Below are 13,778 nucleotides of genomic sequence, written 5' to 3' on the forward strand. Positions count from 1 at the left end.
GTATCGCACAGCTTGGATTGCATCCACTCCGAACAGCCCAGCATTACGGTTATCCGAACGTTTTAATTCGTGTGCATCCAGCGAGTACCAATGCGTCGGATTTACGACTCGAATTCCCTCCGTCGTGATGACGACCCACAAACACCGACGACGACAGATAGTTCAGATCGGATTCAGGCGCTCCGGTGGGTCAATAGCACCTCCCTCAGTCGGCATCTGTTGCCGACGTGGCTCTGCTATCGGGCGCTTTCGATTACCGTCACGACACCACGAACTGAGTATCCTGCCGGAACTCCTGTCCCATTTACCGTGACGATGAAAAATTCGTTGCCCGTTCCGGTTACGATTCAAACGAACTCGCCCGTACTTTGGATGTGGGATATCAGTGGTGTCTCTGAAGCATCGCACGTCTCACTCCGGACGCCACCTGAAGAATCAGGTGCGTTCGTATTCAATCGTGGCGAGCGAAAACAGTTCCACAAGCAGTGGGATCAGTCGTTTCGTGTTTCCGAGCGCGAGTGGGAACCGGCCGATCCGGGGACGTACACGATTGGTGCCGGACTCAATGTTTCAGATGCTGATCAAAAGGGACTTTACGGCGAGACAACAGTTCAGATTCATCCAGCCTAAGACAGTTACCAGTGTGAGCGTGTAAATCGTTTCAGTTGTTCCTATAGCTCGCTCGACGTTGAGGGATACAGTACACACAACAGTCATCGCTGCGTCGAAACGTAGTTGGAGGTAGATTCAAGACTCGTTCGTCACTTTGTTTATCGTTGAATCCCCGAAAAGTAGCGGGAGGTAGATTTGAACTACCGGTCTGCGGGTTATGAGCCCGCCGGAATCTCCTGGCTATCCCATCCCGCTATCACATTATAACGGAGTGCACTAATTAAGGGTTGTGATTCGGTTCCCGTATGGGGGTTTCTACCGTTAGTCGCGATGGACCTTCCACGTAATGAGGCTCTCACAGGTGTAGTTGACGAAGAACCCGATTCCGGTTCCGATCAGATTCGCTGTGAGATACCAGACGTCGAACCAGCCGACGAGTATCGCAAGTACGGACAGCGTCACCAAAAAACCGGCAAACCGGACTGCGTTCGAGCGCACAAACCGTCTTCCGAGCGCACGCGGCGTCATTGCACCGTACTCTGCGAACGTCCACCGTTCGTTGATCGCGAAGATCACCATGATCGACAGCTCCCAGCTGAGCACCTTCGCGGCGACTGGGCCGAGTGCAGTCACCTCGACTAGCAAGAGGAGCGCAACGTTGTCGACAGCTGCACCGGCCACACCGACGCCGACGAACTGACTGAACCGTGCAGTCGAGAGTAACGCACGAACTCGTCTCCGGACAGCCTCGGAAAGCGAATTACTCATCATCGTTGATTCGGCCATGCCGTTGTCGAACACCTGACACGGGTTCCACACCGGCACAGGGTCGATATGTTCGGGGTGGACGCGAAACTAGCTACGATACGCATCGTCTTCCATCGACGTTCGCGATCGATGAACTGGTCGTGTCGGTCGACAGTCTCGTTCGGTACTGGCTTCGGCACCCGTATCCGTTTTGCGGTCCGCGCACGGAATCGATCATCCTCGAGTCACTGTCACGGTCGGTTCCTCGCCTCGAGTTCGTGGAGTGCGACGGAGCATGCCATCTCTCTGTGTGACTTTCGAGCGCGCGAGCGCACGCGAGAGGGAGGAGTTGACCGAGCTGGCCCGCGTAACTAACTGGAACGTCACGAAGAACGGCCCTCAGCACGGCGAAGGTCGCTCGAGGAGGGAAACGTCGACTCAGAGTGCGAGATCGCCTTTCGGCCGCACGACGTCGACGGCATCGGCATCGACGCGGTCGATATCGAGGAAGTGGGGTACGTAGTTTCGTTTCTCGTAGTCGTCGTACTCGTCTTCGGTCCCAACGGTACACCACAGCTGAACAGTCTCGGGGCCATGCCACTCACCGTTTCGGTTAATGCCAAAACAGACCAGTTCCTCGCCGTCGTAGTCGATGATGGCCCCTTTTCGAATTCCAGGATCGCCGTGGATGATGACCTGCTTCATGGGTACTGGTTCACACGAGAAACGATTAAACGCTTCGAAGGGATGGACACGGTAGGCGTGTTCCAACACGACACAGGGGCCGACGACGAACCAAACGGGTTTTAAACAGCGCTGTCTTAGCCCACGCCAAGTGAGATAACCATGGAGATGCCACGCCGATTCAATACGTACTGTCCGCACTGTGACGCACATCACGAGCACGAAGCCGAGAAGGCCCGATCGGGCCGCTCATCCGGTATGAAGTGGGACGCTCGCCGAACGCGGCGCAACAGTGCGTCCATCGGTAACTCCGGTCGCTTCTCGAAGGTTCCCGGTGGCGAAAAGCCGACCAAGAAGACCAACCTCAAATACCGATGCAGCGAGTGTGGGAAGGCCCACCTCCGTGAGGGATGGCGCGCCGGCCGACTCAAGTTCCAGGAGTGATTACAATGGCAGGAAATTTCTACAGCGTTCGATGCAGTGATTGTGAAAACGAACAGACCGTCTTCGGCAAAGCCTCTACGGAGGTCGCCTGTGCCGTCTGTGGCACGACGCTTGCGCGACCAGCCGGCGGCAAAGCCGAGATCGACCACGAGATCCTCGAAACAGTCGAGTCACGATGAAATACAGCGGCTGGCCAGATCCCGGCGAACTCGTCGTCGGCAAGATCGACGAAATCGAGGACTTCGGTGTCTTCGTCGATCTCGAGGAATACCGAGACAAACGCGGTTTGATCCACATCTCAGAGGTCGCAAGTGGCTGGATCAAAAACGTCCGCGATCACGTCCGCGAGGGACAGATCGTCGTCTGCAAAGTCCTCGATGTCGACGAGTCCCACGAGCAGATCGATCTCTCGCTCAAAGACGTCAACGACCACCAGCGCTCGGATAAGATCCAGGAGTGGAAAAATGAGCAGAAAGCAGACAACTGGATGGCCCTCGCACTCGGCGAGGACGTCGATGACGAGTCCTATACCGCGGTCGCCAACGAACTGATCGGCGCTCAGGGAAGCCTCTATGAAGGGTTCAAGCAGGCGGCGATTCACGGCGAAGCGGCTCTCGAGGAGACGGATCTCTCGGACGACGAGATCGAATCGCTCGTCGAGACCGCCCGTGAGAACGTCTCGGTGCCGTACGTCAACGTCACCGGCTACGTCGACCTAGAGAACGCATCGCCAAGTGGCGTCGACGGCATCCGCAAAGCGCTGTCGGCTGCCGAAGGCAACGGCGAGGTACCAGAAGAGGTCGACCTCGAGGTCAGCTACGTCGGAGCCCCCGAGTACCGAATCAAAGTGAAAGCGCCCAACTACAAAACCGCTGAGTCCCAACTCGAGGAAAGCGCCCGGCGCGCGGTCGCAGCTATCGAGGACCAGGGTGGCATGGGCGAGTACCACCGCGAGCGACGGACGGACGACGAATAACGCATGAAGTCGGATATCCGGGTGTGTTCGGCGTGGCGCGAGGTCCACGACCGCCCGGTGTACACCCTTTCTGAGACGTGTCCGGAGTGCAACAGCGCGACGGAAAACAGCGCCCCGGCCCCGTTCGATCCGAACGACCCCTACGGCGAGTACCGACGCGCTCTTAAACGTCGCAATCGCTGATATGGTATGGACGAACTCGAGATCGACGTAGTTGCCGAGGTCGACGTCACCGACCCCGTCCTCGTCGAGGGGCTGCCTGGTGTCGGACATGTCGGAAGTCTCGCCGTCGAGCACCTGCTCGAGGAACTCGAGGCAGAGAGTACGCTCGTGCGGCGCATCTACTCCACGGAGTTCCCACCACAGGTGACCGTCGAGGACGGCGTCTCGTCGCTTACCTGTGCAGAACTGTACGCCGTCTCTGTTCCCGACGGCCGTGATCTGCTCTTGCTGACTGGTGACCATCAGGCCCAGACCAACGAGGGCCACTACGTGCTGACCGATGCGTTCCTCGACATCGCCGAGGAGTTCGGTGCAGCCGAGGTGTACGCACTCGGTGGCGTCCCAACCGGCGAGCTCATCGACGAGTACGCCGTCATCGGCGCTGTCAGTGACGACTCGCTGCTTGAGGATCTCGAGGACGTCGGCGTCGAGTTCCGTGACGACGAGCCGGCAGGCGGTATCGTCGGCGTCTCGGGTCTGATGCTTGGTCTAGGCGAACGTCGCGGGTTCGACGCGGCCTGTCTGATGGGCGAGACCAGCGGCTATCTGGTCGACCCGAAAAGCGCTCGCGCAGTGCTCGAGGTGCTCGAGGACGTGCTCGGATTCGAACTCGACTACGAGTCGCTGGACGAGCGCGCCGACGAGATGGAAGAGGTCATGGGCAAGATCCAAGAGATGGAACAACAACAGCAGATGGACGTGCCGACGGACGACGACCTGCGGTATATCGGCTGAGACTGTCTCGAGCGGTCACTATCGCAGCTCACGGCGTGTTCGCCTGCGATGATGGCTGGTTACTGTATCGGCGTGTTCGACGGACTCCTGTCCGTCGGTGCCGACGTGACCGCAGGGCGGTCGCGGTTGCACGGGTACAGCTGCGCAGATGATAGCGGTTGTTGTAGTCTCGTACCGGTGAGCAACACCTCCGTTTCGTTGCTTACCGGTGCAGAGTTACAACAGTCAGTATGAATCGTGTTCGCCGACAGTTTCCTGTTGAGTGGAACGAGAGCGTACTGACCAGTGGGTGGTCGGCAGGGTTCACTGACGGATAGCGGATACGTTCTTATGGACGACAATCGTCGGAAGGTGACGTGTGTCTGTCTGGCGCAAAACGCGAGACGCAGTTCGAACAGCGCACGGAGCCGTCGATCCGCGCGAACAATCGTTCCCCACAGTCAGGACAGCGCCCATCAGGATACCGAACCATACAGTGATGAGATAATAAGTATGGCATATACTTTGTGACTCCACGTCGTACCGAGACACAACGGAACAACGATGTCGGTCTCTCGAGGGGCGCAATCGCCAGACGTGGCGAGGGTGGTTGCAAAAGATTTATATAGAAGTGCTGACGACATAGTTAGTGAGGATTCAACTATGGCACAACAGCGACGCATGGGCGGACAGCCTATGTTCATTATGAGCGAGGATAGTCAGCGAACGCAGGGTCGCGACGCCCAGTCGTCGAACATTATGGCCGGCAAGGCCGTTGCCGAAGCGGTACGGACGACACTCGGGCCACGCGGGATGGACAAAATGCTCGTCGACTCCGGTGGGGAGGTCGTCATCACCAACGACGGGGCAACCATTCTCAACGAGATGGATATCGAACACCCCGCAGCCCAGATGATCGTCGAAGTCTCCGAATCCCAGGAAGAAGAAGTCGGAGACGGCACGACGACGGCGGCCGTCATCGCCGGCAACCTCCTCGGTGAGGCCGAAGACCTCATCGAACAGGACGTCCATGCAACGACGATCGTCGAGGGCTATCACGAAGCCTCCGAGATCGCCCTCGAGGCGATCGCCGAACAGGTCAACGAGGCCGACGTCGACGACGAAATCCTGAAACAGGTCGGCGAATCGAGCATGACCGGCAAGGGAACCGGTGGCCTCACCGCCGAATCGCTCGCCGAAACCGTCGTCGAGGCGATCCGACACGTCGAAACCGACGATGGCGTCGCCCGCGACAACGTTACGGTTCACACCCAGATCGGCGCCTCCTCGAACGCAACGGAGCTCGTCCCCGGAATCGTTCTCGACGAGGAACCAGCCCACGACAGCATGCCTCGTGAGGTCGAAGACGCTTCGATCGCCGTTCTCGACGTCGAACTCGGCGTTCGCACGGGCGACATCGACGCCGAGTACGCCATCGACTCGATCGACCAGCTCAACACGGCGATCGACGCCGAGGAGAGCGAAGTTCGGGGCTACGCCGAAGACGTCGCCGAGAGTGGTGCTGACGTCGTCATCACCACCGATGACGTCGACGACCGCGTCTCCTCGTATCTCGCCAGTGAAGGCATTCTCGTCTTCGAAAACGTTGGCAACAGCGACGCCCGAGACATCGTCTCCGCAACGGGCGCACGCCGCGTCGGTGCCCTCGAGGACCTCGAGGAAGCCGACTTCGGTGCAGCCGATCGCATCCGAGCCGAGAACTTCGGCGACGACGATCTCGCGTTCATCGAAGGCGGCGCAGCCGCCGAGACCGTCACCGTCTTCGTTCGCGGTGGCACCGAACACGTCGTCGACGAACTCGAGCGCGCCATCGGTGACGCACTCGACGTCGTCGCAACGGCGCTCGCCTCGGGCGAGGTCGTCCCCGGCGCTGGGGCAACCGAAATCGCGATCGCGGACAAGATCCGCGAGGAAGCCGCCGGTATCGAGGGTCGCAAACAGCTCGCTGTGACGGCCTTCGCCGACGCAATCGACATCGTCCCCCGAACGCTCGCCGCCAACACCGGCCAGGACCCAATCGACGCACTCGTGGACCTTCGTGCCGCCCACGAGTCCGAGGGCCGAGCCGGGCTGATCACGACCGGCGAGGACGTCACCATCGATGATCCCTTCGAACACGGCGTCGTCGACCCTGCCGACGTCAAACGCGAAGCCATCGAAAGCGCGACCGAGGCCGCGACGATGATCGTCCGCATCGACGACGTCATCGCCGCCGAATAACGCCACACCTCGTTTTTTCTTTGGTTAGCAACAGAGAGAGTCATCGGTCCATCACTGTTAAGTGTTAACGTATTGTATTCGGCCTTGTATCATGTCCAAAACAACTCGAGATCGACTTTCACCGGTCGACGACACTACCGAGTGGCCACTCACATACAAAAAGCGCCACGGGACATATCACACGCGGTGTGCTGATACCGATTACGAACCGGTGAGTACAACGGTGCTCATGGCCGTCTCATCGGTAGTCGGGACCGAGCCTGACGATCTCGAGTCACTGTCGGCGTGTGTCGATCCCGATGCGCTGAACGCAATCGTCGTCAACTGGTACGAAGACGGTTCACGAGCCAGCGACGGCTCGATCACGTTTCCATTCAACGAGTGTCTCGTGACGGTACACGCCGATGGGGAGGTCGTGATCGATCCGGACCACAGCGACGGCGGCGGCAGGCGAGTTCATCTGTGATCACTCCTCACCGACCGCCTCGAGGACGAGTTGCTCACCCGCCTCGAGGCCGAACGCCGCCTCACCCCGGCCTTGATTGACATCGAGTTCGACGTAGCCGTGGCTCCCGACGGTTGCGAGTCGCTCACCGGGCGAGACAGCGGCAAACGTCTCGCCAACCGGGACGACGGTGCCGTTCGCGGCGATCCGATCGTGGCCCGCGAGAAAGTCACCGGGCACGTTCGTAATGACGTTCCCAAAGTCGTCGACGACTAACACCTCACCGTGTGCGCACTCGTTCTCGAGCGCTGCCTCGGGTAGTTCGAGAGCAACAGGCGACGTCTCGAGCGGTGTGAGCCACTCAAGGTCGGCAAACGTGTCGCGGTCGGTCTCGTGGACGGCCGCCGCGGCGGGTGCAAAGACGTCCCGGCCGTGGAACGTATTGCTCGCTGGCCCGTCGCGACTGGGAGCCTGTGCAGTCGCCCGCCCGCTCGAGGGGGCTCCGTTCCCGGTGGGAGTGACGGCCTCGAGGCGCGTCTCGTCGATCGTGTAGGTGTCGAACGCGCCATCGCCGGCGAGTCGTTTCGCAACGGGAATCAGGACGCCGTTGTCGGGACCGACGAGCGTGTGCTCGCCGGCACGAACGACCAGTGCGTGACGGTCGGTGCCGACACCGGGGTCGATCACGACGAGATGTGTCGCTGGTGGGAAGTACGGCAACACCTCTCGGAGCCAGAACGCGGCTGCTCGAACGTCTTGCCGGGGGAAGTCGTGGGCGACATCGATCAGTTTCGCAGTCGTTCGCTGACAGAGCACGCCTTTCATCGCCGCAGGGTACGGCGTTCCGAAGTCCGACGCGAGCGTAATCATGAACGTAGCTACAGCCCGATCGCTCAAAGTGGATGCGGCTTGCGATCAAAATCGAGAACCGACGTCTCAGTTGCGGTCAGAATCCGAGCCGCTGATCATCTGAATCCGTTCGATGCCGTCGATCTCGTCGACGACGTTGACGACGGCTTCGGGAACCAGCGTCTCCCAATCGCCGTCGTTGATCATCCGCTCGCGGACCTCACTGCCTTCAAGGACATCGCGGTTGAACATCGGCGACTGTCGGATCTCGATCTCGGCCTCCCGAAAGAGTTGGATGACAAGCGGGTTGTTCGAGTAGGCAACGTCGAAGTCCGGGCTCATACTCTGGATATGGCTCACCCAGACGGAGTTTCGCTCTAAGTCCTCGATCGGGACCGCATACGTCACGAGATCGTGGTCGACGAGTGACTTCGTGAGCATCATGATCCGCTCACCGGCTGTAAACGGGTTGCGAACCGTGTGTGAATCGTCTGCGCTCCCGATCCCAAGAACGAGTTCGTCGACGTCCTCAGCGATCTGCTCGACCATACTGAGATGGCCGTTGTGAAAGGGCTGAAAGCGGCCAATGTAGAACCCCCGAGTCATGCTGTGAACTGCTCGCGCAGCGTGTATAAGAGTGGCGAGTTCGTGGTCAGGTGGCCGCTCTTGGCAGTGTGTGACTGTACACAACTTTGCTACATATTTTGCCGATTATCGTATCGGATGAAACCAATGGTCCAGATCGCCAATCACTCGTTTCGAGCGCTGTGTCCCCGGTTTCAGCCACTGTCACGATCCTCCGCATGGAGAAAGTATATCAGTGGCAATCCCTTCGGACCAGATACTGAACAGAGTTCTATGAGTAACGATACGAACGTTGACGACCCTCCCGAAGACGCCACTGGCGCTGGGCCTGAGGAGGAGCAGGCACAGTCTCAGAACCAAGAGCCAGCGCGTCAGGGAGACCGGACACCGCCCGAAGAGGGCGGTGGCCAAGGCGACGACGTCGGCGGTGTCGACGACGGTGACGAGTTCGACGACCCGATCGACGAGTTCGAACCCGAGTCGACCGAGCCGGACGACGATATCGAGACCGTCGACGATCTGGGGAGCACGGTCGAGGTCGATCCAGGAGTCGAAATAGACGAGGAGATCGCTGAAGACGACCTTCTGGGCGGCCTCAAAATCGACTCCACGGAAGATATCGAAGTTCCCGACCGCCTCGTCGACCAGGTCATCGGCCAGGATGAGGCACGAGATATCATCATCAAAGCAGCCAAACAGCGTCGCCACGTCATGATGATCGGCTCGCCGGGGACCGGCAAGTCGATGCTGGCGAAGGCGATGAGTCAGCTGCTTCCAAAAGAGGATCTGCAGGACGTTCTGGTGTATCACAACCCAGACGACGGCAACGCGCCGAAAGTCCGTACCGTCCCCGCAGGCAAGGGCGAACAGATCATCGACGCCCACAAAGAGGAAGCCCGCAAGCGCAACCAGATGCGCTCGATCCTGATGTGGGTCATCATTGCGATCATCATCGGCTATGCGATTCTCAGTCCCGCCAGCATTCTGCTTGGCATCCTCGCGGCAGGGATCGTCTGGCTGATCTTCCGCTACACCTCCCGTGGCACCGACGCGATGGTGCCCAACATGATCGTCAACAACGGCAACCAGCGCACCGCGCCGTTCGAGGACGCAACCGGTGCCCACGCCGGCGCGCTGCTGGGCGACGTCCGTCACGACCCGTTCCAGTCCGGCGGGATGGAGACGCCGAGCCACGACCGTGTCGAGCCCGGCTCGATCCACAAATCCAACAAGGGTGTGTTGTTCGTCGACGAGATCAACACGCTCGACGTCCGTACCCAGCAGAAGCTGATGACGGCGATTCAGGAAGGCGAGTTCGCCATCACGGGCCAATCCGAGCGTTCCTCGGGTGCGATGGTCCAGACCGAACCCGTCCCCTGTGACTTCATTATGATCGCTGCAGGGAACCTGGACGCGATGGAGAACATGCACCCCGCACTCCGCAACCGTGTCAAAGGGTACGGATACGAGGTGTACATGGAAGACACCATCGAGGACACGCCCGAGATGCGGCGCAAGTACGCCCGCTTTATCGCTCAGGAGGTCGAACGAGACGGGCGTCTGCCTCACTTCACCGACGACGCCGTCGAAGAAGTGCTCCTCGAGGCCAAACGTCGCTCGGGCCGCAAGAACCACCTGACGCTGCACTTCCGCAGCCTCGGTGGACTGGTCCGTGTCGCGGGTGACATCGCCCGCGCCGAAGACCGTGACCGCACCACCCGCGAGGACGTCTTGCAGGCCAAACGTCGCTCCCGGTCGATCGAGCAACAGCTCGCCGACGACTACATCGAGCGTCGCAAGGACTACGAACTGCAGGTCGCCGACGGTGGCGTCGAGGGCCGTGTCAACGGCCTCGCCGTCATGGGTGAAGACTCCGGGATCATGCTGCCTGTGATGGCAGAGATCGCTCCCGCTCAGGGGCCAGGCCAGGTCATTGCGACCGGTCAGCTCAAAGAGATGGCCGAGGAGTCGGTCCAGAACGTTTCGGCGATCATCAAGAAGTTCTCCGACGTGAACCTCTCGGAGAAGGACATCCACATCCAGTTCGTCCAGGCTGGCGAAGGTGGTGTCGACGGCGACTCCGCCTCGATTACGGTCGCAACAGCCGTGATTTCCGCGCTCGAGGATATCCCGGTCGACCAGTCGATTGCCATGACCGGCTCGCTCTCCGTGCGTGGTGACGTGCTCCCAGTCGGTGGGGTTACCCACAAGATCGAGGCCGCCGCCAAGGCCGGCTGTGAGACGGTCATCATCCCGAAAGCCAACGAACAGGACGTGATGATCGAAGACGAGTACGAGGAGATGATCGAGATCATCCCGTGCTCGAACATCAGCGAAGTCCTCGAGGTCGCCCTCATCGGCCAACCCGAAAAGGACTCGCTGCTCGACCGGCTCAAGTCGATCACCGGCACGGCGTTCGATCAGGGACAGAGCACCGTCGGCTCCGCAAGCGGGTCGAACCCGAGCCCACAGTAACGATCGATGACTGATTGGGCGACGTTCGCCGGCATTACGGGCGTCGTCCTCGTGTTGTTGCTGGGTTTGTCGCAACTGACACAGTCTGCGTTTTCTGAAACCGCTGCCGGTGACGACAGCAATGGGTCAGCGACCGAGTCGTCTGCGGAACTGCCATCGGAACCGCCTCACGAGCCGGCGGCCGCTCCCGAACCAGTGACCAACACCGTCGACTCGAGTGACAACCGTGGGCCTGACCTTGAGGGTGAGACGACCTCCGACACCGGCGATGGTCTCCCACGGACGTCGTCAGAGGAAACGCCGGGAGTCGACGACGGCCATTACCAGCCAGCTAACGCCGATCCCCGGTCGCTGTCGACCGGCGAACTCCTGGCAAACGTCGCGCTCTCGCAGGGACTGTTCGCGCTGGTCTTGCTCGGCGCAGTAATCTACACGGCGATTCCCGCCGACGCGCTGGGAATCGAATTCTCCGTCGCCTACCTTGAGCAGGGCCTGGTGTTGGGGACGGTCTTCGGACTCGTTCTCTACGTCGCAAACGAACTCAGCGCCGCGGCGGCGACTCGATTCGGCTTCGAACACGACGAACAGCTTCGAGAGCTGCTGGCACCGGAGTCGAAACGGGGCTGGCTGGCCCTGCTGGTCATCGTGCTCCCCATTATCGCGGTCTTCGAGGAACTGCTCTTCCGGGCGGCGCTGATCGGTGTCCTCTCGGCCGGTTTCGGGGTGTCGCCGTGGCTGCTTGCCGTGATCTCGTCGGTTGCCTTCGCCCTCGGACACGGGATGCAGGGATCGGTGGGAATCGTCGTCACGGGCGCGCTCGGGTTCGTCCTCGCAGGGATCTTCATCCTCACCGGGAGCTTTCTCGTGGTCGTCGTTGCTCACTACCTGATCAACGCCCTCGAGTTCATCGTCCACGAGGGGCTCGAAGTGGAGTGGACACAGACCCTCGAAAGCTAAGCGGCAGGGGCCGTTCAGTACGGGTATGAATGGCCTTGATAACGTGTCAGAGTCGGCCCATCGACTGATTTTCTTCGGTATCGTGTTCTACTTCGCGTTGCTCGTCTACGGACAACTCACAGGCGATCCACTGGCAGTGATTGTCTCCGAGATCGTCTTCGGCGTGATCGCGGTCGGCGTGGGAGCAGTGCTCTATGTACAGGCTGGTCGCGGACGCGGTATCTCTTCGATCGTGGGCGCAGCCGTCTGTCTCATCGTGGGTGGACTCCTCCAGTTTGCGTTCTTGCTGACCGCCACACCAGCGATCGGACAGGTGTCGTCGCTCGTCGTCTTCGCCGGCATCGGACTGTACATCTATGCCGTCTGGTACGCCGAGTGAAAGTTGAAAAAAGAACGAAGAGAGCGCGACGACTGTGACGTTACAGTCCCTCAAGCGATCGCAGCCGCTGTTCGACGGTTGGTGGCGCAGCGCTTGGCCCATCGCGGACACGATGGTCCGGAATGAGAATTGGGGCTGGATTCTCGTCTAAGGCGGTGCGGACGAGAATAATGTCGTCTTCGTCGTCCGGGTCCAGTTCGGCCGTCATCCGGGCGAGTGCCTTGACGTCGACTTGCTCGCCGTAGGGGATCTCCCGAACCTGTTCTAACACCGCTCGTTGGTCGGTTGGAACGGTCAGCGCCACCTGTACGTCGTCGAACTCGATCTCCTCGAGGCCGTCGAGATACTCGAAGATGCGATCGAGAACGGGATGGTCAGATTCGGCGTTGTCCTCGGGTGTTGTGGGAAACGATACGCTCAGGACGCGCCCACTGGCGGCACCGAACTGGACGTATCGGTCGAGATACGACGATTCCCGCGCGTAAATTCCGGCGTCCGTGACGTCCTCCATATGAGTGGTTTGGAGGCAGGGCCTTGAATAATCGCCGGTCACAGCCAGCGATCGACTGTCGACGTCGACAGGGTATGGCGCAAGGTTTTTGTACATATGAGTACGTTGATGTACAATAATGAACTCCGAGACGGAGCTCGCTCCCGCAGTAGCATCGATTCTCGAGGCTGCTCGGGAACGGGCTGGTGACGTGGATGCGCAACTCGCCGTAGACGCGCAGTCGCTGCCCGACGCGATTGCTGGGGCTGAAGCCGACGGCCGTGTCCCGGTGATTGCCGAAGTAAAACCGACGAGCCCAACCGCCGACGGAACCCGTGATGATGACCCCGTCGAACTGGCACAAGCGATGGTCGACGGTGGTGCGACGGCGATTTCTGTACTCACCGAACCGAGCCACTTCGGTGGCTCGCCGGAGGCGCTGACACGCGTCCGCGAGGCCGTCGACGTCCCCGTGCTTCGGAAGGATTTCGTCGTCCGAGAAGACCAACTCGACGTCGTCAAATCCGATCTGCTCTTGCTGATCGTCCGTTTCGTCGACGACCTCGAGGCCCTCATCACCGCCACCCGTGAGCGGGGCTTCCAGCCGCTGGTCGAGGTCCACGACCGCGCGGAACTCGAGACTGCTCTCGAGGCCGGTGCCGATATCATCGGGGTGAACAACCGGGATCTCGGTCGACTCGAGGTGGACCTCGAAACCTTCGAGTCGGTTGCGCCCCACGTACCGGACGACGTGACGTTGATCGCCGAAAGCGGGATTTCGTCGCCAGCCGACGTCCGACGGATGCGCGAGGCGGGAGCCGACGCCCTGCTCGTCGGCAGCGCCATCATGGACCATTCTGGCGGCGACAGCGACGTAACCGAAAACACGCGACAGCTAGTCGATGCGGGTGACGGAGACGATTAGACATGAGCAACCAGCCACACCAGCACGGAGAAG

At 60.3% G+C, this 13,778-nt stretch carries 17 protein-coding genes and 1 tRNA gene; 12 read left to right on the plus strand and 6 right to left on the minus strand.

Features of this window, described 5'->3' with window-relative positions:
* The first annotated feature begins 90 nt into the window (after window positions 1–90).
* Window positions 91–630: a hypothetical protein gene (locus DV706_RS03135; RefSeq protein ID WP_006066599.1), complete on the plus strand. Its 540-nt coding sequence runs from the start codon at window positions 91–93 to the stop codon at window positions 628–630.
* 162 nt (window positions 631–792) lie between these two features.
* On the opposite strand, the gene DV706_RS03140 is transcribed toward DV706_RS03135, so the two are convergent.
* From DV706_RS03140 to DV706_RS03150, 3 genes are all read right to left on the minus strand, one after another.
* Window positions 793–867, minus strand: a tRNA-Met gene (locus DV706_RS03140).
* Between the two features lie 66 nt (window positions 868–933).
* Window positions 934–1,380, minus strand: coding sequence for a GtrA family protein (locus tag DV706_RS03145; protein ID WP_049889836.1), 447 nt, complete (start codon window positions 1,378–1,380; stop codon window positions 934–936).
* Window positions 1,381–1,797: 417 nt separating this feature from the next.
* Entirely contained in the window at window positions 1,798–2,064 is a 267-nt protein-coding gene (locus DV706_RS03150) for an HAH_0734 family protein (RefSeq protein ID WP_006066597.1), read from the minus strand.
* Between the two features lie 141 nt (window positions 2,065–2,205).
* On the opposite strand from DV706_RS03150, the gene DV706_RS03155 reads away from it, so the two are divergent.
* The 7 genes from DV706_RS03155 (at window position 2,206) to DV706_RS03185 (ending at window position 7,106) form a co-directional block, all read left to right on the plus strand.
* Window positions 2,206–2,487 carry a 50S ribosomal protein L44e gene (locus tag DV706_RS03155; protein WP_006066596.1) on the plus strand — a complete coding sequence of 94 codons (282 nt, stop codon included), beginning with the start codon at window positions 2,206–2,208 and terminating at the stop codon, window positions 2,485–2,487.
* 5 nt (window positions 2,488–2,492) lie between these two features.
* Entirely contained in the window at window positions 2,493–2,666 is a 174-nt protein-coding gene (locus DV706_RS03160; protein WP_006066595.1) for a 30S ribosomal protein S27e, read from the plus strand.
* Complete coding sequence (locus DV706_RS03165) at window positions 2,663–3,463, plus strand: translation initiation factor IF-2 subunit alpha (protein ID WP_006066594.1); 801 nt, start codon at window positions 2,663–2,665, stop codon at window positions 3,461–3,463. Before DV706_RS03160 ends, DV706_RS03165 begins: the two co-directional genes overlap by 4 nt.
* Before the next feature lie 3 nt (window positions 3,464–3,466).
* On the plus strand, window positions 3,467–3,646 hold the full coding sequence (locus DV706_RS03170; protein WP_006066593.1) for an RNA-protein complex protein Nop10: 180 nt from the start codon (window positions 3,467–3,469) through the stop codon (window positions 3,644–3,646).
* A 6-nt stretch (window positions 3,647–3,652) separates the two neighbouring features.
* Window positions 3,653–4,420: a proteasome assembly chaperone family protein gene (locus tag DV706_RS03175; protein ID WP_006066592.1), complete on the plus strand. Its 768-nt coding sequence runs from the start codon at window positions 3,653–3,655 to the stop codon at window positions 4,418–4,420.
* Between the two features lie 675 nt (window positions 4,421–5,095).
* On the plus strand, window positions 5,096–6,640 hold the full coding sequence (gene thsA / locus DV706_RS03180; protein ID WP_006066591.1) for a thermosome subunit alpha: 1,545 nt from the start codon (window positions 5,096–5,098) through the stop codon (window positions 6,638–6,640).
* A 91-nt stretch (window positions 6,641–6,731) separates the two neighbouring features.
* A complete protein-coding gene (locus tag DV706_RS03185; RefSeq protein ID WP_006066590.1) occupies window positions 6,732–7,106 on the plus strand; it encodes a HalOD1 output domain-containing protein in 375 nt (124 codons plus the stop codon).
* Here the strand turns inward: DV706_RS03185 and DV706_RS03190 are convergent, their stop codons facing one another.
* The gene (locus tag DV706_RS03190) at window positions 7,107–7,955 is read right to left on the minus strand and encodes an SAM hydrolase/SAM-dependent halogenase family protein (RefSeq protein WP_006066589.1); all 849 of its coding nucleotides are present in this window, start codon (window positions 7,953–7,955) and stop codon (window positions 7,107–7,109) included.
* Window positions 7,956–8,021: 66 nt separating this feature from the next.
* Complete coding sequence (locus DV706_RS03195) at window positions 8,022–8,540, minus strand: nicotinamide-nucleotide adenylyltransferase (RefSeq protein WP_006066588.1); 519 nt, start codon at window positions 8,538–8,540, stop codon at window positions 8,022–8,024.
* Between the two features lie 252 nt (window positions 8,541–8,792).
* On the opposite strand from DV706_RS03195, the gene lonB reads away from it, so the two are divergent.
* Genes lonB through DV706_RS03210 form a run of 3 tightly spaced genes read left to right on the plus strand, consistent with a single transcriptional unit; the run spans window position 8,793 to window position 12,330 of the window.
* Entirely contained in the window at window positions 8,793–10,994 is a 2,202-nt protein-coding gene (gene lonB / locus DV706_RS03200) for an ATP-dependent protease LonB (RefSeq protein WP_006066587.1), read from the plus strand.
* Window positions 10,995–11,000: 6 nt separating this feature from the next.
* A complete protein-coding gene (locus tag DV706_RS03205) occupies window positions 11,001–11,951 on the plus strand; it encodes a CPBP family intramembrane glutamic endopeptidase (RefSeq protein ID WP_006066586.1) in 951 nt (316 codons plus the stop codon).
* Window positions 11,952–11,976: 25 nt separating this feature from the next.
* Complete coding sequence (locus DV706_RS03210) at window positions 11,977–12,330, plus strand: hypothetical protein (protein ID WP_006066585.1); 354 nt, start codon at window positions 11,977–11,979, stop codon at window positions 12,328–12,330.
* A gap of 40 nt (window positions 12,331–12,370) precedes the next feature.
* On the opposite strand, the gene DV706_RS03215 is transcribed toward DV706_RS03210, so the two are convergent.
* Entirely contained in the window at window positions 12,371–12,841 is a 471-nt protein-coding gene (locus DV706_RS03215) for an MGMT family protein (protein ID WP_006066584.1), read from the minus strand.
* A gap of 118 nt (window positions 12,842–12,959) precedes the next feature.
* Here DV706_RS03215 and trpC point away from each other — a divergent pair, with 118 nt between their 5' ends.
* Window positions 12,960–13,745, plus strand: a complete 786-nt coding sequence (trpC, locus tag DV706_RS03220) for an indole-3-glycerol phosphate synthase (protein ID WP_006066583.1) — start codon at window positions 12,960–12,962, stop codon at window positions 13,743–13,745.
* The last annotated feature ends 33 nt before the right edge of the window (window positions 13,746–13,778 follow it).

The sequence above is a fragment of the Natronorubrum bangense genome (assembly GCF_004799645.1).
GTDB lineage: Archaea > Halobacteriota > Halobacteria > Halobacteriales > Natrialbaceae > Natronorubrum > Natronorubrum bangense.

Coding starts and splice junctions, on each gene's coding strand:
- DV706_RS03215 (WP_006066584.1), bottom strand. CDS start 12,841: ATGGAGGACGTCACGGACGCCGGAATTTACGCGCGGGAATCGTCGTAT.
- DV706_RS03190 (WP_006066589.1), bottom strand. CDS start 7,955: ATGATTACGCTCGCGTCGGACTTCGGAACGCCGTACCCTGCGGCGATG.
- DV706_RS03195 (WP_006066588.1), bottom strand. CDS start 8,540: ATGACTCGGGGGTTCTACATTGGCCGCTTTCAGCCCTTTCACAACGGC.
- trpC (WP_006066583.1), top strand. CDS start 12,960: ATGAACTCCGAGACGGAGCTCGCTCCCGCAGTAGCATCGATTCTCGAG.
- DV706_RS03210 (WP_006066585.1), top strand. CDS start 11,977: ATGAATGGCCTTGATAACGTGTCAGAGTCGGCCCATCGACTGATTTTC.
- thsA (WP_006066591.1), top strand. CDS start 5,096: ATGTTCATTATGAGCGAGGATAGTCAGCGAACGCAGGGTCGCGACGCC.
- DV706_RS03155 (WP_006066596.1), top strand. CDS start 2,206: ATGGAGATGCCACGCCGATTCAATACGTACTGTCCGCACTGTGACGCA.
- DV706_RS03175 (WP_006066592.1), top strand. CDS start 3,653: ATGGACGAACTCGAGATCGACGTAGTTGCCGAGGTCGACGTCACCGAC.
- DV706_RS03170 (WP_006066593.1), top strand. CDS start 3,467: ATGAAGTCGGATATCCGGGTGTGTTCGGCGTGGCGCGAGGTCCACGAC.
- DV706_RS03135 (WP_006066599.1), top strand. CDS start 91: ATGCGTCGGATTTACGACTCGAATTCCCTCCGTCGTGATGACGACCCA.
- DV706_RS03165 (WP_006066594.1), top strand. CDS start 2,663: ATGAAATACAGCGGCTGGCCAGATCCCGGCGAACTCGTCGTCGGCAAG.
- DV706_RS03160 (WP_006066595.1), top strand. CDS start 2,493: ATGGCAGGAAATTTCTACAGCGTTCGATGCAGTGATTGTGAAAACGAA.
- lonB (WP_006066587.1), top strand. CDS start 8,793: ATGAGTAACGATACGAACGTTGACGACCCTCCCGAAGACGCCACTGGC.
- DV706_RS03185 (WP_006066590.1), top strand. CDS start 6,732: ATGTCCAAAACAACTCGAGATCGACTTTCACCGGTCGACGACACTACC.
- DV706_RS03150 (WP_006066597.1), bottom strand. CDS start 2,064: ATGAAGCAGGTCATCATCCACGGCGATCCTGGAATTCGAAAAGGGGCC.
- DV706_RS03205 (WP_006066586.1), top strand. CDS start 11,001: ATGACTGATTGGGCGACGTTCGCCGGCATTACGGGCGTCGTCCTCGTG.
- DV706_RS03145 (WP_049889836.1), bottom strand. CDS start 1,380: ATGAGTAATTCGCTTTCCGAGGCTGTCCGGAGACGAGTTCGTGCGTTA.